This window comes from Enterobacter sp. BIDMC93, assembly GCF_001037805.1.
GTDB classification, from domain to species: Bacteria; Pseudomonadota; Gammaproteobacteria; order Enterobacterales; family Enterobacteriaceae; genus Enterobacter; species Enterobacter hormaechei_C.
Genome location: NZ_KQ089962.1, coordinates 1,820,156 through 1,840,437, shown reverse-complemented (window position 1 = coordinate 1,840,437; position 20,282 = coordinate 1,820,156). Strand labels below are relative to the sequence as shown.

At 57.1% G+C, this 20,282-nt stretch carries 16 protein-coding genes; 7 read left to right on the top strand and 9 right to left on the bottom strand.

What is annotated here, in order from left to right; translation table 11 throughout:
* Positions 1-7: 7 nt before the first annotated feature.
* Positions 8-1,066: a protein YgjJ gene (gene ygjJ / locus SK58_RS08740; RefSeq protein WP_047729256.1), complete on the top strand. Its 1,059-nt coding sequence runs from the start codon at positions 8-10 to the stop codon at positions 1,064-1,066.
* A 15-nt stretch (positions 1,067-1,081) separates the two neighbouring features.
* Positions 1,082-3,433: an alpha-glucosidase gene (gene ygjK / locus SK58_RS08735; protein ID WP_048219693.1), complete on the top strand. Its 2,352-nt coding sequence runs from the start codon at positions 1,082-1,084 to the stop codon at positions 3,431-3,433.
* Positions 3,434-3,522: 89 nt separating this feature from the next.
* Here the strand turns inward: ygjK and SK58_RS08730 are convergent, their stop codons facing one another.
* From SK58_RS08730 to aegA, 3 genes are all read right to left on the bottom strand, one after another.
* Positions 3,523-4,566: a DUF1176 domain-containing protein gene (locus SK58_RS08730; RefSeq protein WP_048219691.1), complete on the bottom strand. Its 1,044-nt coding sequence runs from the start codon at positions 4,564-4,566 to the stop codon at positions 3,523-3,525.
* Between the two features lie 106 nt (positions 4,567-4,672).
* On the bottom strand, positions 4,673-5,266 hold the full coding sequence (nudK, locus tag SK58_RS08725; RefSeq protein WP_048219690.1) for a GDP-mannose pyrophosphatase NudK: 594 nt from the start codon (positions 5,264-5,266) through the stop codon (positions 4,673-4,675).
* A 67-nt stretch (positions 5,267-5,333) separates the two neighbouring features.
* Positions 5,334-7,310, bottom strand: coding sequence for a formate-dependent uric acid utilization protein AegA (gene aegA / locus SK58_RS08720; RefSeq protein ID WP_075262140.1), 1,977 nt, complete (start codon positions 7,308-7,310; stop codon positions 5,334-5,336).
* Between the two features lie 152 nt (positions 7,311-7,462).
* Between aegA and narQ the strand changes: the two genes are divergently transcribed.
* Both narQ and acrD read left to right on the top strand, forming a co-directional pair.
* Complete coding sequence (gene narQ, locus SK58_RS08710; protein WP_017383493.1) at positions 7,463-9,157, top strand: nitrate/nitrite two-component system sensor histidine kinase NarQ; 1,695 nt, start codon at positions 7,463-7,465, stop codon at positions 9,155-9,157.
* A gap of 141 nt (positions 9,158-9,298) precedes the next feature.
* Positions 9,299-12,412 (top strand): multidrug efflux RND transporter permease AcrD, encoded by a 3,114-nt coding sequence (gene acrD / locus SK58_RS08705; protein WP_048219686.1) that lies wholly within the window; start codon positions 9,299-9,301, stop codon positions 12,410-12,412.
* A 109-nt stretch (positions 12,413-12,521) separates the two neighbouring features.
* Here the strand turns inward: acrD and ypfM are convergent, their stop codons facing one another.
* Positions 12,522-12,581, bottom strand: a complete 60-nt coding sequence (gene ypfM, locus SK58_RS22855; protein WP_015572204.1) for a protein YpfM — start codon at positions 12,579-12,581, stop codon at positions 12,522-12,524.
* A gap of 387 nt (positions 12,582-12,968) precedes the next feature.
* Between ypfM and SK58_RS08700 the strand changes: the two genes are divergently transcribed.
* From SK58_RS08700 to SK58_RS08690, 3 genes are read left to right on the top strand one after another with little or no spacing between them, the layout of a single operon-like run.
* A complete protein-coding gene (locus SK58_RS08700; protein WP_048219684.1) occupies positions 12,969-13,325 on the top strand; it encodes an ArsC family reductase in 357 nt (118 codons plus the stop codon).
* A gap of 3 nt (positions 13,326-13,328) precedes the next feature.
* Positions 13,329-14,456, top strand: coding sequence for a succinyl-diaminopimelate desuccinylase (gene dapE / locus SK58_RS08695; protein WP_017383496.1), 1,128 nt, complete (start codon positions 13,329-13,331; stop codon positions 14,454-14,456).
* 24 nt (positions 14,457-14,480) lie between these two features.
* Positions 14,481-14,678: a YpfN family protein gene (locus SK58_RS08690; RefSeq protein WP_000383991.1), complete on the top strand. Its 198-nt coding sequence runs from the start codon at positions 14,481-14,483 to the stop codon at positions 14,676-14,678.
* A 39-nt stretch (positions 14,679-14,717) separates the two neighbouring features.
* Here the strand turns inward: SK58_RS08690 and ypfH are convergent, their stop codons facing one another.
* From ypfH to bamC, 5 genes are all read right to left on the bottom strand, one after another.
* Positions 14,718-15,413: an esterase gene (ypfH, locus tag SK58_RS08685; RefSeq protein ID WP_023295120.1), complete on the bottom strand. Its 696-nt coding sequence runs from the start codon at positions 15,411-15,413 to the stop codon at positions 14,718-14,720.
* 73 nt (positions 15,414-15,486) lie between these two features.
* Positions 15,487-17,433 (bottom strand): tRNA(Met) cytidine acetyltransferase TmcA, encoded by a 1,947-nt coding sequence (locus SK58_RS08680; protein ID WP_040117929.1) that lies wholly within the window; start codon positions 17,431-17,433, stop codon positions 15,487-15,489.
* On the bottom strand, positions 17,433-18,302 hold the full coding sequence (locus SK58_RS08675) for a KPN_02809 family neutral zinc metallopeptidase (protein ID WP_001303362.1): 870 nt from the start codon (positions 18,300-18,302) through the stop codon (positions 17,433-17,435). The genes SK58_RS08680 and SK58_RS08675 overlap by 1 nt, the downstream gene beginning before the upstream one ends.
* A gap of 120 nt (positions 18,303-18,422) precedes the next feature.
* Entirely contained in the window at positions 18,423-19,136 is a 714-nt protein-coding gene (gene purC, locus SK58_RS08670) for a phosphoribosylaminoimidazolesuccinocarboxamide synthase (RefSeq protein ID WP_001171626.1), read from the bottom strand.
* Positions 19,137-19,245: 109 nt separating this feature from the next.
* On the bottom strand, positions 19,246-20,280 hold the full coding sequence (bamC, locus tag SK58_RS08665; RefSeq protein WP_017383500.1) for an outer membrane protein assembly factor BamC: 1,035 nt from the start codon (positions 20,278-20,280) through the stop codon (positions 19,246-19,248).
* Positions 20,281-20,282: the final 2 nt, after the last annotated feature.

The window sequence follows — 20,282 nt, the reverse complement described above, 5'->3', positions numbered from 1 at the left end:
TGAGTTTATGAAAATTAAACAAAAAACATTTTGGGCACTCGCTGCCCTCTCTTTCTGCTGCCCTGCTATTGCCGCAGAAGATGCCCGGCCCGCTGAACATGACGATACCAAAACACCGGCAATAACCTCCCCGTCATTTCGTTTTTATGGCGAGATGGGCGTCGGTGGGTATATGGATTTAGAAGGTCAGGATAAACATAAATACAGCGACGGCACTTATATTGAGGGCGGTCTGGAGATAAAACAGGGGAACTGGTTCGGCCTGATTTACGGCGAAGGCTGGACCGTACAGGCGGATCATCAGGGCAACGCCTGGGTGCCCGATCACAGCTGGGGCGGGTTTGAAGGTGGGATTAACCGCTTCTACGGCGGTTACAAAACCGATAACAGCACCGAGATCATGCTCAGCCTGCGCCAGGACTCGTCTCTCGATGACCTGCAATGGTGGGGCGATTTTACGCCGGATCTGGGTTATGTGATCCCCAACACCCGCGACATCTTGTACGCACTAAAGGTGCAAAACCTCTCCGGCAACCTGCGCTATAGCGTCACCGCCACGCCAGCGGGTCACCATGACGAAAGCAAGGCCTGGCTGCACTTCGGCAAATACGATCGTTATGACGACAAATATACCTATCCGGCAATGGCGAATGGCTATATTCAGTACGACATCATGAAAGATGTCACCTGGATGAACGGTCTTGAAATTACCGACGGTACAGGCCAGCTCTTTTTAACAGGCGTTTTGACACCCAACCTGGCGGCACGCGCGTGGCATCATACCGGACGGGCAGATGGACAGAACGTCTCCGGCACGGAGAGCGGATTTATGGTCAGCGCCATGGTGGAAGCCCTGAAAGGCGTTTATCTCTCCACTGCTTACAGCTACGCGAAACATCGTCCGGACGATGCGGCTGAAGAAACTACCTCGTTTATGCAGTTCGGGATCTGGTACGAGTACGGCGGCGGGCGTTTTGCCACCGCTGCCGACAGCCGCTTCTATATGAAAAATGCCTCCGGCGACCCGAGCGATCAGGTCTTCCTGATGCAATACTTCTACTGGTAAAAAGGATCTACCACCATGAAATACGTCCTCACGCCGCTGGCCTGCGCGCTGGCGCTCAGTTTTTCGGCTCACGCCGCCACCGCAACTGACTTCAAAAACGTCATCAACCGTACCGGCGCGCCGCTCTTCATGCAGGATTTCGACTACGACGACCACCAGCGGTTTAATCCCTTTTTTGATATGGGTGCCTGGCATGGGCATTTGCTGCCGGACGGGCCGCAGACCCAGGGCGGATTTCCCGGCGTAGCGCTGCTCACCGAAGAGTACATCAACTTTATGGCGACGAATTTTGATCGCCTGTCCGTTTACCAGAACGGTAAAAAAGTGGATTTCACCCTTGAAGCCTACAGCCTCCCTGGCGCGTTGGTGCAAAAACTGAGCGCCAGGGATGTTCAGATCGTGATGACGCTGCGCTTTGCTTCTGCGCGTACTTCGCTGCTTGAAACCCGTATTACCAGCAAAACGCCGCTGGAGCTGGTGTGGGACGGCGAGCTGCTGGAAAAACTGGAGGCCAAAGAGGGCAAGCCGCGTTCGGATAAAACCATCGACAGCGCATATCCTGATTATCAGCGTAAAATTGTAGCCACGCGCGACGGCCTGAAGGTGACCTTCGGCAAGGTACGCTCCACCTGGGATCTGCTCACCTCCGGCAGTTCCGAATATCAGTTACACCGCTCTCTTCCTGCCGAGACCACCGTTGACGGACATCGCTTTACCAGCCGGGCACAGATTTCCGGCAGCACCACGCTGTACACTACCTACTCTCATCTGCTGAACGCCGATGACGTCGCGCGTGAACAGCCGCAGATCCGCGACATTCTGGCGCGTCCGGCCTACTTTATGGCCGCCTCGCAAGCGCGCTGGGAGAGGTATTTACAAAAAGGGTTAACCAACCCGCACGCGACTCCAGAACAAACGCGCGTGGCGGTGAAAGCCATCGAGACGTTGAACGGTAACTGGCGTTCGCCAGGCGGCGCGGTGCGTTTTAACACGGTGACGCCCTCCGTAACCGGACGCTGGTTCTCCGGCAACCAGACCTGGCCGTGGGACACCTGGAAACAGGCATTTGCCATGGCGCATTTCAACCCGGAGATCGCTAAAGAGAACATCCGCGCGGTCTTCTCCTGGCAGATCAAACCCGACGATCCGGTGCGCCCGCAGGATACCGGATTTGTGCCGGATTTAATCGCCTGGAACCTGAGCCCGGAACGAGGCGGCGACGGCGGTAACTGGAACGAGCGTAACACCAAGCCGAGCCTGGCGGCATGGTCGGTGATGGAGGTGTATAACACCACGCAGGATAAAGCCTGGCTTGCCGAGATGTATCCAAAACTGGTTGCCTATCACGACTGGTGGCTGCGTAACCGCGATCATAACGGCAACGGCGTGCCGGAGTACGGTGCGACGCGTGATAAGGCCCATAACACCGCTACCGGCGAGATGCTGTTCACGGTGAAAAAAGGTGATAAAGAAGAGTCGCTTTCCGGCCTGAATAACTACGCACGGATAATCGATAACGGCCAGTACGACGGCCTGGAGATCCCCGCGCAGGTGGCCGCCTCGTGGGAGTCCGGGCGCGATGATGCCGCCGTATTCGGATTTATCGATAAAGCGCAGCTGGATAAGTACGTTGAAAACGGCGGGAAACGCAGCGACTGGACGGTTAAATTTGCCGAAAACAGGAGTAAAAAAGGCGATCTGTTAGGGTATTCCTTATTACAGGAGTCCGTTGACCAGGCAAGCTATATGTACAGCGACAATCACTATCTGGCGCAGATGGCGAGCCTGCTGGGTAAAGAGCAGGAGGCCAGCCACTATCGCCAGTTGGCAGATAAGCTCGCAACCTATATCAATACCTGCATGTTCGATGCGAAAAGCGGGTTTTACTATGACATTCGTATCGAGGATAAGTCGCTGGCGAACGGCTGTGCGGGCAAACCTATCGTCGATCGCGGTAAAGGGCCGGAAGGCTGGTCTCCGCTGTTTAACGGTGCCGCGACGCAGGAACATGCGGATGCCGTGGTCAAGGTGATGCTGGATCCGAAGGAGTTCAATACCTGGGTACCGCTCGGCACCGCCGCGCTGACAAACCCGGCGTTCGGCGCAGACATATACTGGCGCGGCCGGGTCTGGGTCGATCAGTTCTGGTTTGGACTAAAAGGCATGGAACGTTACGGCTATCGTGAGCAGGCGCAAACCCTCGCCGAAACCTTCTTTAAGCATGCGAAAGGGTTAACCTCGGACGGCCCGATTCAGGAGAACTATAACCCCCTGACCGGAGCACAGCAGGGCGCACCTAACTTCTCCTGGAGCGCGGCGCATTTGTATATGCTGTATAACGACTTTTTCCGTAAGAGCGATCGGTGATGCCCTCGTGCCCGGTGGCGGCTACGCCTTACCGGGCCTACGGTTCTAAAAAGTAGGCCGGGTAAGCGACAGCGCCACCCGGCAAAACCCTACCTTGTGATCCACAGCGTGGGCCAGGCATCTGGCCCATTCCAGTTATCACAGCTTGGCTCTTCCGCGTAGCGTACCAGGCGGAAGCGCTGGCCGTTAAAACGCCAGCGGGTCTGGATCCCACAGTCGCCAATCCCGCGTCCCAGCGCCAGCGTGGTCAGCTCGCGCGTTTTTTCGTCGAAGCTGGCATTCATCAGCTCCATGTCGCTACTCTGGCTGGAAGGGGTAAACGGCAGGCGCAATCTCACGCTCCTGGCCGAAAATGGTTTTTTACGCGACACCAGCCACGCCAGGTCGACGGTGTTGTACGCCCCCGCCTCACAGCTGATGATCATCAGCGCTTTGTCATCGGTCAGCGCGGTCACGCGCACTTCACGCCGGTTCGGATCGAGAGAGCACTGGCTGTGGTTCATGCGCCAGGTACCGTAATCCAGCAGATCGTTGAGTTCGTTATGCGTCAGCGGCGTTGGCGTGGGGTTCACCACCGCCACCTTTTTTAATGCCGGCGCAGGCGGCACGCTCAGCGGTGGACTATCCCCTTTTTTAATCCACGCCGTTTCACTTCCGACGCGTTTTTGTTGGGCATCGATAAACAGCAGCGCCGCTTTCAGACCGGCCAGAGAAATTGTCTGCTTCCCCCCGCGCAGGGTCAGCGCCTGCCCTTCCTGAATGGTTTTCAGAAACGTGGTGATGGTGGCCGTATCGTCTGTTTTAAGATGCCAGGGGGCTAACTGCCAGTGTTGCGACGTGAGTTTAAGCGGCACATTGTCGAGCAGCAGGCGCGGGGCGATGTCAGGCTCTTTCACCGGAGGCGCCGAAAGCCCGCCGAGATCGATGCGCAGGCTGGCGTCCGTTTTTGCCCCCGCACTGCGGCTCAGCGTCATGACCAGACCGCGATGCTCGCCGGTATTGCGCGCTACGCAGAAGTTCTGGTTATTGCAGGTCACCTGCCAGTCTGAAAAAGACTGCTGCGCAGGCGCAGCCCACACCAAAGGCGCGGGAAGCATGCAAATGAAGAAGAGAAGATAAACGCAGTAGCGCATGAACGGCACAGCCCCGGAAACGAATAGGTCAATCTGGGGCGTATCTTCGTGCCCTGGGCGGGCTGGCTCAATCGGATTTATCGGATAGATTTATCTGAAATACAACTTATCGCGCTTCCGCCGCCGCATTCATCAGCCCGCTGGTTTGCAGATACTGCAACAGGATCACCGCTTTACCGTCGCGGATCTCGCCGCGTTTCACCATGTCGACAGCCTGAGCGAAAGGCATTTCCAGCACTTCAATGTCTTCATCGTCCACACCACCGCCCCGGTGCGTGCGCTGAGCATCGGTATATTCCGCAATGAAGAAGTGAACCAGCTCGGTAACCCCGCCAGGGGACATAAACAGCTCAAAGACTTTCTGCACCGCACCCACTTCAAAACCCGTCTCCTCAATGGCTTCTTTGCGGATACACACTTCCGGCTCATCGTCATCAAGCAGACCTGCACAGGTTTCAATCAGACGTCCGTCCGCGTTGCCATTGACCCATGTCGCGATGCGAAACTGGCGGATCAGCATCACGCTTTGCTTTTCACGGTTATACAGCAGGATGGTTGCACCATTGCCCCGGTCGTAGACTTCGCGTTTATGGCGAATGACGTCCCCGTTCTTACGGGTGAGATCGTAAGTGATGTTACGCAGGACAAAGTAATTTTCAGAAAGGATTTTGTCTTTAATAACGGTAATGTTCAGGGACATACGGGCTCCACGGCAAAATGAGTCTGTTTATACTACGCCGTGAAGCCCGCTTTGTCGCCCGTCTGCATTAATGCATGTTGCGCGGCGGCACGCCAAGCCAGTCCATGATCCCCTGCGCGGCATGACGCCCTTCCGCCATCGCGGTGACCACCAGATCCGCACCGCGTACCGCATCACCGCCAGCAAAAATCTGCGGATTCGAGGTCTGGTAGCGATAACGGCTCTCCACGGAGGCCCTGATGCGCCCCCAGTCGTCGGTGTCGACGCCCTGCGCCTGAAGCCACGGCATGGCGTGCGGATTAAAACCAAACGCCATGATCACCGCATCCGCTGGCATGACAAACTCACTGCCCGCCACCGGGACAGGACGCCGCCGCCCCTGCGCATCCGGCTCGCCCAGCCTGGTGCGCAGCATCCGGATACCGTTAACCTTCCCGTCGGTATCCAGCGCGAGCTCAACCGGCTGGACATTAAATTCAAACGCTGCGCCCTCTTCTTTCGCGTTTTTAACCTCTTTCTTTGAGCCCGGCATGTTGGCCTCGTCCCGCCGATAGGCGCAGGTGACTTTCGCCGCGCCATGCCGCAGCGCGGTGCGCACGCAGTCCATCGCCGTATCGCCCCCGCCGAGCACCACCACGTTTAAACCCTGCGTGTCGATAAACGGTTCGTCTGCGGCAGGATCAAGGCCCATCACGTTCCGCGTGTTTGCCACTAAAAACGGCAGCGCGTCGTACACGCCCGGCGCGTCTTCGTGAGGGATACCCGCTTTCATGGAACGATAGGTCCCTACGCCGATGAACAGGGCATCGTAGTCGTTTTGCAGTTGGGCCATCGACACGTCTTTTCCCACCTCGCAGTTCAGCTCGAAGCGGATGCCCATCGCGCTGAATATCTCTCTGCGCCGCGCTAACAGGGATTTATCCAGCTTGAAGGCCGGAATACCAAAGGTCAGCAATCCGCCGATTTCCGGATGGCGGTCGTAGACCGTCACGCCGACGCCGCTGCGCACCAGCACGTCGGCGCAGGCCAGCCCTGCCGGACCGGCGCCGATGATGGCGACGCGCTTACCGACCGGCTTAACGTGGCTGACGTCCGGCGTCCAGCCCATCGCCAGCGCCCGATCCGAGATATACCGTTCGATATTACCGATGGTTACTGCCCCTGACGCATCCCGCAGGGTGCAGGCGCCTTCACATAATCGATCCTGTGGGCAGACGCGGCCGGTAATTTCCGGTAAACAGTTAGTCTGGTGAGAAAGCTCAGCCGCACCGACGATATCCCCCGCCCCGATCCGCTCAATCCACTGGGGAATGTGGTTATGCAGCGGGCAGGTCCACTCGCAAATGCTATGCTCGCCACATTTCAGGCACCGGGATGCCTCACGCTGCGCCTGTTCCGGGCGAAACGGCAGGTAGATCTCGTTAAAATGGTATGCGCGTGCTTCGGGGCTGAGCTTATCCGGCTCACCGCGCGCCGGGGTGTTTTGCATCTGTTGCCGTTTGGTTTGCGGAGGGGCTGACTGAACCGCCTCGCTGTGCCACGGCAGCGCGTTCAGCCTTGCGCTGCGCTGTCGGCGCTGCTTAACCAGCTTATCCAGTACGGCTGGGGTGGCGAGCGTAAGCACCTCCGCCGGGCAGTTTTCCACGCAGGCCGGGCCTTGCGGCCTTTCCAGGCAGAGGTCGCATTTGTGCGCCGAGGCCTTTACGCTGTCGTTTTCCAGCGGGGCGATCAGCATGTCCATCGTGCCAAACGGACAGGCCACCACGCAGGCTTTACAGCCAATGCATTTTTGTTGATTGACCTGTACGCTGTCGCTGTGTTGCGTGATGGCTCCGTTCGGGCAGCTTTGCGCGCAGGGCGCGTTTTCACAGTGGTGGCAGGTCACGGGGCTTTTTCGCAAGCCTGAGGTAAGGACCGTAATGCGGGGATGAAAATGGCGCTCGCTCAGCGCGTGCTGCTCCCCGTTGTGCGCCATCACACAGGCAACTTCGCAGGCGCGACAACCGATACACTGTTGAGCGTTGGCCATAATAAAACGATTCATAACAACACCTGTTTTTGGTTCAATAACCTTATTCTTTCTATTGTTATCGTATTTACCCACAGCGGCATGGCGACGCAATGTTCAAATGCCCAGGAAGCCGAACTATTTCCAGTGAACCTGTGGCAGATCAATTTAATTCAGGAAGCTGATGAGTGACCGTTAAACGCCCCGTATCGGGAAGCCTGGCTCGGGCTTTCTTTTCGATGATTGTCTTGTCCGTTCTGATCAGCGCCATTGCGCTGGTCACACTCGCCAGCAGCCAGCGCGACGCCGAGGCGATTAACATCGCCGGCTCGCTGCGTATGCAGAGCTACCGCCTGGGCTACGAAATGCAGCGCGCCGGCCCATCGCTGGCAGAGCACCGCGCGGTCTGGCAAAAAACGCTGAGCGCGCCTGCGTTGCAGAAGCTAAACCGCTGGTATGTGCCAGAGGACGTCAAACAGCGTTACCAGCAGTTGCACCTTGGCTGGCAGGAGATGGACACGCGCATCGCCAGCGGCGATACCGGATGGTATCAGAACCACATAGAGGATTTCGTGGGCCGGATAGATGCCTTTGTGCTGGCGCTACAGCACTACACCGAACATAAAATTCAGCTGGTGATTTTCATGTCGCTGACGGGTGGCCTGGGCATCCTGCTGCTGGCGGTGGTGACCCTGCGGCGCATCCGCCGTCAGGTTGTGCTGCCGCTGAATAATCTGGTGGCGGCGAGCGAGCGTATCGAACAGGGGCAATTCGACACTCCCGCGCCGGATACTACGCTTCCCAACGAGCTGGGCCAGCTTTCCCGCGCCTTCAACCATATGTCGGCGGAATTACACACCCTGTACCTTTCCCTTGAGCACTCCGTTGCTGAAAAAACCCGCCACCTGAATGAAGCGCATCAGCAGCTCGAAATGCTGTTCAAATGCTCACAGGCGTTGAATACCGGGCAGATAGACAGCCACTGCTTCCGGCATATTTTGCAGATTGTGCATGACTATACGCAGATGAATTACCTGCAATTGCGCACCAGTGACGACTGGCAGCTTTACGAAGGACAGGAGTCCCCGGGCGAGAAAATGCACAATTTACCGGTGTTAATGCAGGACACCCTGTACGGCGAACTGCGCTGGCAAAGCGCGACCGGGGATGTTCCGCTGCCGCTCATGGAAAGCGTGGCGACGATGCTGGGCCGGGGGCTCTATTTCAATCAGGCGCAGAAACATTATCAGCAGCTGCTGCTGATGGAGGAGCGCGCCACCATCGCGCGCGAGCTGCATGATTCGCTGGCGCAGGTGCTCTCCTATTTGCGTATTCAGCTTACGCTGCTGAAGCATGCCGTGCCGGGCGACAATGCTCCGGCGCAGACCATCATTACGGACTTCTCCCGCGAGCTGAATAATGCCTGGCATCAGCTACGCGAGCTGCTTACCACCTTCCGCCTGACGCTCAATCACGCCAATCTTCCTGCCGCGCTACAGGAGTCTCTCGACGGGTTGCAAAGCCAGACCCGCGCGAAGCTGGTGCTCGACTGCCGTCTCTCATCGCTGGCGCTGGACGCACAAAAACAGGTGCACCTCTTACAGATTGTGCGTGAGGCAGTGCTGAATGCGATTAAACATGCCGACGCCAGCGAGATTGTGGTCAGCTGCGTCACCACCGCGGACGGCACTCACACGGTCACGATCCGCGACAACGGCATTGGTATCGGCGACGCCAGTGAACCGCCGGGGCATTACGGGCTGAATATCATGCGCGAACGCGCGGGACGGCTCGGCGGGACATTACACTTTTCTCAGCCGCCACAGGGCGGGACACAGGTCAGCGTAACGTTCCGGACGCCTGCGGCCCAGGCTGAAAAATAGCGAGAAAGAAGGCGCGCTGAAAAAAGCGCATGATAATTTACATTATCTCCTTTATTTCTCCACGTTTGACCTGGGCCTTACCGCTAAAGTTAGGCGGGCAATAAACAATAATGACGTGCAGCAAAACGAGGTCACACTTTAATGGCGAATTTTTTCATCGATCGCCCCATTTTTGCCTGGGTGCTTGCAATCCTGTTGTGTCTGACGGGTGTCCTGGCGATTACGTCCCTTCCTGTTGAGCAATACCCTGACCTCGCGCCCCCCAACGTGCGTATCACGGCGAACTACCCTGGCGCCTCGGCACAGACGCTGGAAAATACCGTCACCCAGGTTATCGAGCAGAACATGACGGGTCTCGATAACCTGATGTACATGTCCTCACAGAGCAGCGCCACGGGCCAGGCGACGGTAACCCTGAGCTTTACGGCGGGCACGGATCCGGATGAAGCGGTGCAGCAGGTGCAAAATCAGCTGCAATCGGCCCTGCGTAAACTGCCTCAGGCGGTGCAGAACCAGGGGGTGACCGTGCGTAAAACCGGTGACACCAATATTTTGACCATCGCGTTTGTTTCAACCGATGGCTCAATGGATAAGCAGGACATCGCGGACTACGTCGCCAGTAATATTCAGGACCCGCTCAGCCGTATCAACGGCGTGGGTGATATCGACGCCTACGGCTCGCAGTACTCCATGCGTATCTGGCTGGATCCCAACAAGCTGAACAGCGTGCAGATGACCGCCAAAGATGTCACCGACGCTATCGAATCGCAGAACGCCCAGATTGCCGTGGGGCAGCTCGGCGGTACGCCGTCCGTGGACAACCAGGCGCTTAACGCCACCATCAACTCCCAGTCGCTGCTCCAGACACCTGAACAGTTCCGCAATATCACGCTACGCGTGAATCAGGACGGTTCGGAAGTGCGTCTGGGGGATGTCGCCACCGTGGAAATGGGGGCGGAAAAATATGACTACCTGAGCCGCTTCAACGGCAATGCCGCGTCCGGGCTGGGGGTGAAACTGGCCTCCGGCGCCAACGAAATGGCGACCGCGCAGCGGGTGCTAGAGCGTCTGGATGAGCTGTCGCATTTCTTCCCGCACGGACTGGAGTACAAAGTCGCCTACGAAACCACCTCGTTCGTAAAAGCCTCCATCGAAGATGTGGTGAAAACCCTGCTCGAAGCTATCGCGCTGGTGTTCCTCGTGATGTACCTGTTCCTGCAAAACTTCCGCGCTACGCTGATCCCCACTATTGCGGTGCCGGTGGTGCTGCTGGGTACCTTTGCGGTGCTGTATGCCTTCGGTTACAGCATCAACACCCTGACCATGTTCGCCATGGTGCTGGCCATCGGTCTGCTGGTGGATGATGCCATCGTGGTGGTGGAAAACGTTGAGCGCATCATGAGCGAGGAAGGGCTTTCGCCCCGCGAGGCCACGCGCAAATCGATGGGACAAATTCAGGGCGCGCTGGTCGGTATCGCCATGGTGCTGTCGGCGGTATTTATCCCGATGGCGTTTTTTAGCGGCACCACGGGCGCGATTTATCGCCAGTTCTCGATCACCATCGTCTCTGCAATGGTGCTCTCCGTACTGGTGGCGATGATCCTTACCCCTGCCCTGTGCGCGACGCTGCTGAAACCGCTGCATAAGGGCGAACACCACGGTCAAAAAGGCTTCTTCGGCTGGTTTAACCGCATGTTTAACCGCAATGCGGCGCGCTATGAAGCGGGCGTGGGTAAAGTACTGCACCGCAGCGTGCGCTGGATGGTGGTTTATGTCCTGCTGCTCGGCGGCATGGTCTTCCTGTTCCTGCGGCTGCCAACCTCGTTCCTGCCGCTGGAAGATCGCGGCATGTTTATCACCTCCGTACAGTTACCCAGCGGCTCGACCCAGCAGCAGACCCTGAAAGTGGTGCAGAAGGTTGAGAACTACTTCCATACTCAGGAGAAAGACAACGTGGTCTCCGTCTTCTCCACCGTCGGCTCTGGCCCTGGCGGTAACGGGCAGAACGTGGCGCGTATGTTTGTGCGCCTGAAAGACTGGGACCAGCGCGACAGCGATACCGGCTCCTCCTTTGCCATCATTGAACGTGCAACCAAAGCGTTCAGCAAAATCAAGGAAGCGCGCGTTTTCGCCAGCAGCCCGCCCGCCATCAGCGGCCTGGGCAGCTCAGCCGGGTTTGATATGGAGCTTCAGGATCACGCGGGTGCCGGGCATGACGCGTTGATGGCTGCTCGCGACAAGCTGCTGGAGCTGGCCGGGAAAGATCCGCAGCTTACCCGCGTTCGTCATAACGGTCTGGATGACAGTCCTCAGCTACAGGTGGATATTGACCAGCGTAAAGCGCAGGCGCTGGGCGTCTCCATCGACGACATTAACGACACCCTGCAAACGGCATGGGGCTCAAGCTACGTGAATGACTTTATGGATCGCGGCCGCGTGAAGAAGGTCTACGTTCAGTCTGCCGCCAAATACCGCATGCTGCCGGACGATATCAACCGCTGGTATGTGCGCAATAACACCGGCGGCATGGTGCCGTTCTCGGCATTTGCGACGTCACGCTGGGAGACCGGTTCACCGCGTCTGGAGCGTTACAACGGCTATTCGGCGCTGGAGATTGTTGGTGAAGCCGCGCCGGGCGTCAGTACCGGTACCGCAATGGACATTATGGAAAAACTGGTTCAGCAGTTACCGACCGGCTTTGGCCTGGAGTGGACAGCGATGTCCTACCAGGAACGGCTTTCCGGCGCTCAGGCGCCTGCCCTGTATGCCCTTTCGCTGCTGGTAGTGTTCCTCTGTCTGGCGGCGCTGTATGAAAGCTGGTCAGTGCCGTTCTCGGTGATGCTGGTGGTACCTCTCGGGGTCATCGGAGCGCTGCTGGCAACCTGGATGCGCGGCCTGGAAAATGATGTCTATTTCCAGGTCGGACTCCTCACCGTAATCGGATTGTCGGCGAAAAACGCCATTCTGATCGTCGAATTTGCCAATGAGATGAATGCCAAAGGTCACGAACTGATGGCCGCCACGCTGCACGCCTGTCGTCAGCGCCTGCGCCCGATCCTGATGACTTCTCTGGCGTTTGTGTTTGGCGTCCTGCCGATGGCCACCAGCTCCGGCGCAGGCTCCAGCAGCCAGCACGCGGTGGGAACGGGCGTTATGGGGGGAATGATTTCGGCGACGATTCTGGCTATCTATTTCGTACCGCTGTTCTTTGTGCTGGTACGCCGTCGTTTCCCGCTGAAGGATAAGCCGGAATAACACGTTGAAATAAAAAAGGCGGCTTTACAGGCCGCCTTTTTATTGTGTGATTCTTTCACACTATGGTTATTTTAGTTAATTAAGTGCTCTTGCATTTCTTACCGGAAATTCATTTACGAAGCATGCCTTCGATAAAATCTTTCCAGTTCCCCAGTTCACGTTCAATCATAACAACCTCTCTTATTATTATGTGCATTCTACGAAAACGTATCATCATTGTGAAGCCACTTTAACCGATTGCTGTGATTGAGCCCCGCTGTGCTGGTAGGTTTAGGATCACTATGAGCGTTGTCGGGTAAATTTTATGTGACCTACAGCAATATTTTGAAATAGTCGGAAAAATGACAGTATTTTTAATTTCCCCCTGAGTTTATTGGCAATTTAAACAGGGTGGACAACTATGCTTAAAAGATGAAAGACTATTCAGCTTACAGCTGTTCGTTGAATTATGGAGAATTGTAAATCCTGAAAAATTCCGAATGTGTTATATTCCACTTAAGGATATATCTTCGAAAATATTGAACATTTAATCCACAAAAGAACAAAAGGATTCACTATGGTTGTGATGTACGGTATTAAGAATTGCGACACGATTAAAAAAGCCCGCCGCTGGCTGGAAGCACACAACATCGACTATCGCTTCCACGATTACCGTGCCGACGGGCTTGACCCCGCGTTTCTCCATTCCGCCATCAACGAACTGGGGTGGGAAGCGCTACTGAATACCCGCGGGACCACCTGGCGAAAACTGGATGAATCTCTCCGGGCCACGATCAACGACGCCGACAGCGCAGCCGAACTGATGCTTGAAATGCCGGCAATCATCAAACGCCCATTGCTCTGCAAGCCAGGTCAGCCTATGCTGCTGGGTTTCAGTGAAACCCTTTATTCAGATTTATTCGTTGAGGTGTAGTCTATGTCATGCCCGGTCATTGAGCTGACTCAGCAGCTTATTCGCCGTCCTTCCCTTAGCCCGGACGACGCAGGTTGTCAGGCATTAATGATTGAGCGCCTGCGTGCCATCGGTTTTACCGTGGAGCACATGGATTTTGGCGATACGCAGAACTTCTGGGCATGGCGCGGTCAGGGAGAGACGCTGGCATTTGCCGGACATACTGACGTAGTTCCCGCAGGCGACGCAGACCGCTGGATCAACCCGCCTTTTGAGCCGACCATCCGCGACGGCATGCTTTTCGGACGCGGCGCTGCGGACATGAAAGGTTCTCTGGCTGCGATGGTCGTGGCGGCAGAGCGTTTCGTCGCCCAGCATCCGAACCATAAAAACCGTCTTGCGTTTTTGATTACCTCCGATGAAGAAGCCAGCGCCCACAACGGCACCGTGAAGGTCGTTGAGGCGCTGATGGCGCGCAATGAACGTCTGGACTACTGTCTGGTGGGCGAACCGTCCAGCACCGAAGTGGTGGGCGATGTGGTGAAAAATGGCCGCCGTGGATCCCTGACCTGTAATTTGACTATTCATGGCGTGCAGGGCCACGTTGCCTATCCGCACCTGGCGGATAACCCGGTACACCGCGCCGCGCCGATGCTGAACGAACTGGTAGGCATTGAATGGGATAAAGGCAACGAATTTTTCCCGCCAACCAGCATGCAGATAGCCAACATCAAGGCTGGCACCGGCAGCAACAACGTCATTCCCGGCGATCTCTTCGTCCAGTTTAACTTCCGCTTCAGCACCGAACTGACCGACGAGATGATCAAAGCGCGCGTGATTGCGCTGCTCGAGAAATATCAGCTGCGCTATACCCTCGACTGGTGGCTGTCTGGCCAGCCGTTCCTGACGCAGCGCGGTAAACTGGTGGATGCGGTGGTGAACGCCATTGCGCACTATAATGAAATTAAGCCACAACTGCTGACAACGGGCGGCACGTCTGACGGACGCTTTATCGCCCGCATGGGCGCACAGGTTGTCGAACTGGGTCCGGTTAACGCGACGATTCACAAAATCAATGAATGCGTGAACGCTGCCGATTTACAACTGCTGGCCCGCATGTATCAACGTATTATGGAGCAGCTCGTCGCCTGACGGGTGCTTAAAGAGGATTAGCGAATGGACTGGCTTTCAAAGTACTGGTGGATTCTGGTGTTGGTATTTCTGGTAGGCGTGCTGCTTAACGTGATTAAAGATCTCAAGCGCGTTGACCACAAAAAGTTCCTTGCCAACAAACCGGATCTTCCGCCGCACCGTGATTTTAACGACAAGTGGGACGATGAAGACGACTGGCCGAAGAAGGACCAGAAGAAGTAATCGCTCTGTTTCCCCTCTCCCTAAAGAGAGGGGGACACCTCACATAAACTCGACGATATCATCGTCATTCGGCTTACCGCCGCTGAGCGCTTCATCAAAGTAGTGCTTCGGTACGGTATAACGCAGATGATCGAGCGCGAACTGCATGCTGCGATCGTCAATGGCATGCCCCAGATCGTCTACGATATCCAGCGTCACATCTCCGCCCTCGCGCATCAGCGTCTCCTGGGCAGCAACCGCATGCGAAAGCTCAATTACCCGGTCTTCCCCCCCATGAATGAGATGGATCGTGGTCTGCGTGGTCGCGCTTTGCGGTAACGTCGCAAAACGCCCGTTAAAGGCAATCACGCGGGACACCAGTCCGGGCTGCGCTTTTACGCTTTCCAGCGACATGATTGAGCCCTGAGAGAAGCCAATCAGCGCCGTTGCGTCGGCGCCTACGCCGCTCTGCTGCTGCCAGTAACGCACGGTATCGATAAAGGCTGGCATAGCGGCATCAATACGCGCCTGACGATTCTCCTCCGTCACGCCCTCGACGGAAAACCACTGCCGCCCGTCCGGACCGCACGGCTCCACGCCGCCGATGCTGACGATCAGCGCGTGTGGGAAAACGGGTGCAAACCAGCTGCCAATTTGTCCCATATTGACGGCATTGTCGCCCACGCCATGAAACAGAAGCAGGAGCTGTTTAGCAGGTGTATCCGGGCTTTGCACAACAAAATGGTCATGTTTCATGGCGATCTCCTTAATTGATAAGCAGGATTTTACGCCTCCGCGGGGTAATGACCATGCCACTTTACTGAAGAACTCATTGAAAAAATTGCCATTGCAAAATGTCGGCTTTCAGCTGCTGGCTACGGGAGTAATCAAGCCTTTCAAGCGCGTGAGCGGTTTCCTCGCGTAGCTTCGCCAGCAACGCTTTGCGCCCGAAATCGTGCATATTCCCTTCCATTTTCCCCCGCAGTGCCGGGAGCGGCATGTCCACGGCTAACAACAACCGCGTCAGCGCCGCAACCGAAGTTGAAAACGCCCGGTGAGCAAAGGCAAACCCCGCCAGCTCCAGCCAGTCGTCACTATTAAGGGTAGCTTCCCATGCATCCGTCACCGGGATCTTTTCGCCATTCCAGGCCGACAGGACGCGCATATCACGACATAACCGCTGATGCGCCTGTTCGCAGAGCTGATGCCCCGCCTCGCTCAGCGGCAGCAACGCCATCGCCGTATAGCACCCGCTGCTGGCTTCCCGGTGGCTGCCCATTCGCACCAGCACAAACCCGCACTGCCGCCAGAAACGCCACAGCTCGTCGGTATAGCCAAAGCTGACCGAGAGATAATCTTCTCCGCTGGCACTGCGGATCAGCCGCTGGCCGATGCCTTCCCGCTGGCGATGGGGATGAACCGCAATGCGGCTGACGCGTCGGCCTTTCAGCGTCGCCGCGAGCGGCGAGCCGCCGTGCGCTGCCAGCGACTGCGCCACCAGATTTCCACGCGGCCGACGAAAGCCCGCCCAGACTGCGCGGCTAAGTTCAGGGGGTAATCCCCCCTCCTCCACCAGCCAGAGCGCGCCCGCGATCTCCGCGCCCGCCTGAGCAACAGCAAAGTGCTGGCCGGGGGCGTCCATCATCCGGCGTAAATCGAGGGGTGACGTCCGGTAGTGCGCGGCGCAAAGCAGTTCATACACGCCTGCCCCGCGCGTCGGATCGCTCTCCCACATCCCGGGCTCCAGCGACGTTAAACGTACCTCGCCTTCCGGTTTGCGATCGATAAGCGCATCGTCGAACAGCAGCGCGTTCGCCACTATCCGCTCAAGGGGACATCCGGCAGCCCAGCGAACAGGCGTGGATAAGGTATAACGCCGCAGCCCGCTAAACCGGGCGCAGAACTTCAGCAGGAATCCCCTGCCCGTGCCTTCATAACCCTGCACCGTGGTGGTCAGCAACACGCGGGGAAAGCGCGACGCCAGCTTCTCCAGCAGCGGGCCGGGGATGGCGGCCGCCTCATCGACAATCAGCCAGTCAGCTTCTGTTGTGGAGGCCAGCAGCGCATCCGGGGCCATAAAGTGAAAATGTTCCCCGGCGAAACGCGCGATGACATCCGTCGCCCCTTTTGCCGGTGCCGTCACGACTGCACTCCCCTGAATGCCGTTGAGCAACATGCCCGCCAGGGCGGACTTTCCGCGTCCGCGCGGTGCCGTCACGGCGGCCACGCCCGCAGGCATGGTCAGAAGAGCGTCGAGGATCTCAGCTTGCTCGCGCTGCGGTTCACCGCTGGCAGGCTGCCAGGCGGGTAAATCTGACGTAACGGGAAGGCACAGAGGACGATGTTGATGCCAGACGATGGCATCTGAATCGGCGGCAAGCGTCCGGCAAAAGTGGTGAACAAAGTGCGGGGTGGCGATCGGCTCGGCGCTGTCGCTCCAGCGTAGAGAATCCGCGTCGGGCCTGTTAGCCCAGACGGAGAACGGCGGCACCAGCAGCATCAGAAGGCTTCCGGCGCGCAGGGTCCCGCTGAGGGCGGCGAAGGCCGAGACGTCAAACCCGCGACGCGCGTCAAAAACGGCGTGCAGGTATTCACGTCCCAGCAGGCCGCTGATGGTCTTAGAGGGGTTTTCCTCCAGCCACAGCCAGTCTCCTGGTAACGTATCGCGCAGAATGGTCGCCTGGCTCAACGTCCACGCTTCATCGCCGCTGAGCACCACCAGCCGGCGGTGCCCGGTACGCTGAAGCTGGTTGACCAGCTGTTCAAACCCCAACATCACATAGCTTTGCCGAAGGTATTACACTGCGACGGGTTGCCGCTGTCGAAGCCACGCTTAAACCAACTGTAGCGCTGCTCTGAGGTGCCATGGGTAAAGCTGTCCGGCACAACGCGCCCCTGGCTCTGCTGCTGCAAGCGATCGTCACCAATCGCCTGTGCGGCATTCAGGGCCTCTTCCAGATCGCCTGTTTCCAGCACGCCCTGCTGCTGCATGCTGTGTCCCCAGACGCCAGCGAAGCAGTCGGCCTGAAGCTCCATGCGTACGGACAGACGATTCACCTCCGCCTGAGAAGCATTCTGCTGCATCTGACGCACTTTAGGCTCAATGCCGAGGAGCTTCTGCACGTGGTGGCCGACTTCATGCGCGATCACGTAGCCCTGGGCAAAATCGCCGTCGGCGCCCAGCTTGCTTTTCATGTCGTCATAGAAGGAGAGATCGATATAGACGGTGCTGTCCGCCGGGCAGTAGAACGGCCCCATAACGGACTGCCCGGTGCCGCAGCCGGTGCGGGTTGCGCCCCGGTACATCACCAGTTTTGGCGGCTGATAAGTCCGCCCCATTTTCTCGAACTGCTGACCCCAGGTATCTTCGGTCGTCGCGAGAATAACGGAAGTAAATTTCGCCGCTTCATCTTCATTCGGGCTGATGGAGCGCTGAGAATACTGCTGCTGTTGCCCGGTTTCACCGGTCATCAAACCGGTCAGGTCGACGCCGTAGTAGCCCGCCACCAGCACGACGACCAGCAGAATAATGCCGCCCTTGCCGCTGGGTAACCGGAAACCTGGCCCGCCCATAGACGGACCACCGCCACCACTGCTGCGTCTGTCTTCTACGTTGTCACTTTCACGACGCCCTTGCCAGCGCATAAACACCTCGAACTATTCCATTTATAATAGCTATGATCGTAGGCGGTTAATGAAAGGATTACCATAGTAAACAAGGATAAGACGCCAAAGGATGCCAACATCCTTTGGCAAATGCGCAGTTTAGTCGAGCTTAACGCCTAAACGGTGAGCAACCGCTTCGTACGCTTCGACCACGCCACCCAGACTCTGGCGGAAACGGTCTTTGTCCATTTTATCCAGCGTCTCTTTGTCCCACAGGCGGCTGCCGTCCGGCGAGAATTCGTCGCCCAGCACCACTTCGCCCTTGTACAGACCGAACTCCAGCTTGAAGTCGACCAGGATCAGGCCCGCGTCATCAAACAGCTTTTTCAGCACGTCGTTGGCTTTGTAGGTCAGTTCCTGCATGCGCGCCAGGTTCTCTTTGCTTACCCAGCCGAAGGTTTCGCAGTAGGATTCGTTGACCATCGGGTCGTGCATGGCGTCGTTTTTCAGGAACAGATCGAACAGCGGTGGATTCAGTTCGATACCCTCTTCAATGCCCAGACGCTTCACCAGGGAGCCTGCGGCACGGTTACGGATCACGCACTCAACCGGCACCATATCCAGTTTTTTTACCAGACATTCCGTATCGGACAGCAACGCTTCCATCTGAGTCGGGATACCGGCTTCGGCCAGTTTGGTCATAATGAAGTGGTTGAACTTGTTGTTCACCATGCCCTTACGATCGAACTGCTCAATGCGTGCGCCGTCTCCTGCTGACGTATCATTGCGGAATTCGAGCACCAACAGATCCGGGTTTTCCGTGCTGTATACGGTTTTCGCTTTGCCACGATACAACTCAGCTTGCTTCTGCATCTTCATTACTCCTGGTGTGATGATTTGTATTCAAAACTGGCCATATTATGCCACGCACACGTTTGCGTAGCACGAAAATAAAAAGGGCTGGATTAACCAGCCCTCACTATTATTTGCTGAATGCGGCCTGGAAGGCAGCGACCAGCGCATCGTTCTGCGCCTGGGTCAGCGTGTGTCCTTTCGGATCGATAAATTGCAGGCTGCTGCGGTTATCGAGGTCGCCAACCTGGATTTTGTAGTCACCGGAAGGCAGCTGTGGATCGCTTGCCCCCAGCTCCTGCCAGGCGCTATCAGACAGCGGCTTATAGGTCGCTGTGATGCTGCCCGTTGAACGGGTGCTGTCGGTCACCTTCATGCCCACTTTTTCAAGCGTTGCTGGCAGACGCTGCCAGGTCTGATTAAACGGCGCACGCACCACCAGCATTGGCAGGCCGGTATCGTCTGCACCGCTCTGCACATCAAACGTTGAACCGTTACGGTTCTGCGCGGCGTTTGCGGCATCGGTAGCGTTCTTATCCAGACCAGCGGCAATCACGTTCAGCATTTCAGTGCTGTAGCGCTGCATGGCGGCCGGATCGGCAACCGGTTTACCTGCCTGCTCAAGATTCAACAGCTTAACGGTAACCGCCTGCTGATAACCCTGCGGCTTAACGGAGACTTGATAACGACCACGATACTGCTGGTCTTCATCGAGACGGTTCCACTCAATCCAGTCGGTGGTTAAGGTCTGGCTGGCGTCGTCGCGTTTATCAATCGTATAGTTTTTCGACTGAATAACGCTCACAACCTGCGGCCACAGCGTGGCACCGCGTGCGCTTTCCACCAGCAGAGAGGCCGTATCACCGGTAAACTGCGTGCGCGCGCCACTCACCAGCGCCAGAGGCTGAGCCGGCGGACGAATATCAAGCGCTTTACCCACCAGGCCACTGCCGTTGGTAACCGGAATATTATAATCACCGTTCTGGATCGGCAGGATCATGCCGGCAGGCGCGTGAAGTTCAGCAAGCGGCGGCGCATCCAGATAGGATTCATCACCGCTCACCTGGCGCTTGTAGCGCGAGTCTGAACTACAGGCAGCGAGGAGCATAACAAGCGAAACACCCGCAACCTTCGCCAGGCGCGACTTCTGTACTGAATAAGCCATCA

Bases quoted from the DNA above. Each gene is read 5' to 3' on its own strand.
- SK58_RS08700 (WP_048219684.1), top strand. From the start codon at position 12,969: ATGGTTGTGATGTACGGTATTAAGAATTGCGACACGATTAAAAAAGCC.
- aegA (WP_075262140.1), bottom strand. From the start codon at position 7,310: ATGAATCGTTTTATTATGGCCAACGCTCAACAGTGTATCGGTTGTCGC.
- SK58_RS08675 (WP_001303362.1), bottom strand. From the start codon at position 18,302: ATGCGCTGGCAAGGGCGTCGTGAAAGTGACAACGTAGAAGACAGACGC.
- ygjK (WP_048219693.1), top strand. From the start codon at position 1,082: ATGAAATACGTCCTCACGCCGCTGGCCTGCGCGCTGGCGCTCAGTTTT.
- ypfH (WP_023295120.1), bottom strand. From the start codon at position 15,413: ATGAAACATGACCATTTTGTTGTGCAAAGCCCGGATACACCTGCTAAA.
- SK58_RS08690 (WP_000383991.1), top strand. From the start codon at position 14,481: ATGGACTGGCTTTCAAAGTACTGGTGGATTCTGGTGTTGGTATTTCTG.
- dapE (WP_017383496.1), top strand. From the start codon at position 13,329: ATGTCATGCCCGGTCATTGAGCTGACTCAGCAGCTTATTCGCCGTCCT.
- purC (WP_001171626.1), bottom strand. From the start codon at position 19,136: ATGCAGAAGCAAGCTGAGTTGTATCGTGGCAAAGCGAAAACCGTATAC.
- SK58_RS08680 (WP_040117929.1), bottom strand. From the start codon at position 17,433: ATGTTGGGGTTTGAACAGCTGGTCAACCAGCTTCAGCGTACCGGGCAC.
- nudK (WP_048219690.1), bottom strand. From the start codon at position 5,266: ATGTCCCTGAACATTACCGTTATTAAAGACAAAATCCTTTCTGAAAAT.
- acrD (WP_048219686.1), top strand. From the start codon at position 9,299: ATGGCGAATTTTTTCATCGATCGCCCCATTTTTGCCTGGGTGCTTGCA.
- bamC (WP_017383500.1), bottom strand. From the start codon at position 20,280: ATGGCTTATTCAGTACAGAAGTCGCGCCTGGCGAAGGTTGCGGGTGTT.
- ygjJ (WP_047729256.1), top strand. From the start codon at position 8: ATGAAAATTAAACAAAAAACATTTTGGGCACTCGCTGCCCTCTCTTTC.
- SK58_RS08730 (WP_048219691.1), bottom strand. From the start codon at position 4,566: ATGCGCTACTGCGTTTATCTTCTCTTCTTCATTTGCATGCTTCCCGCG.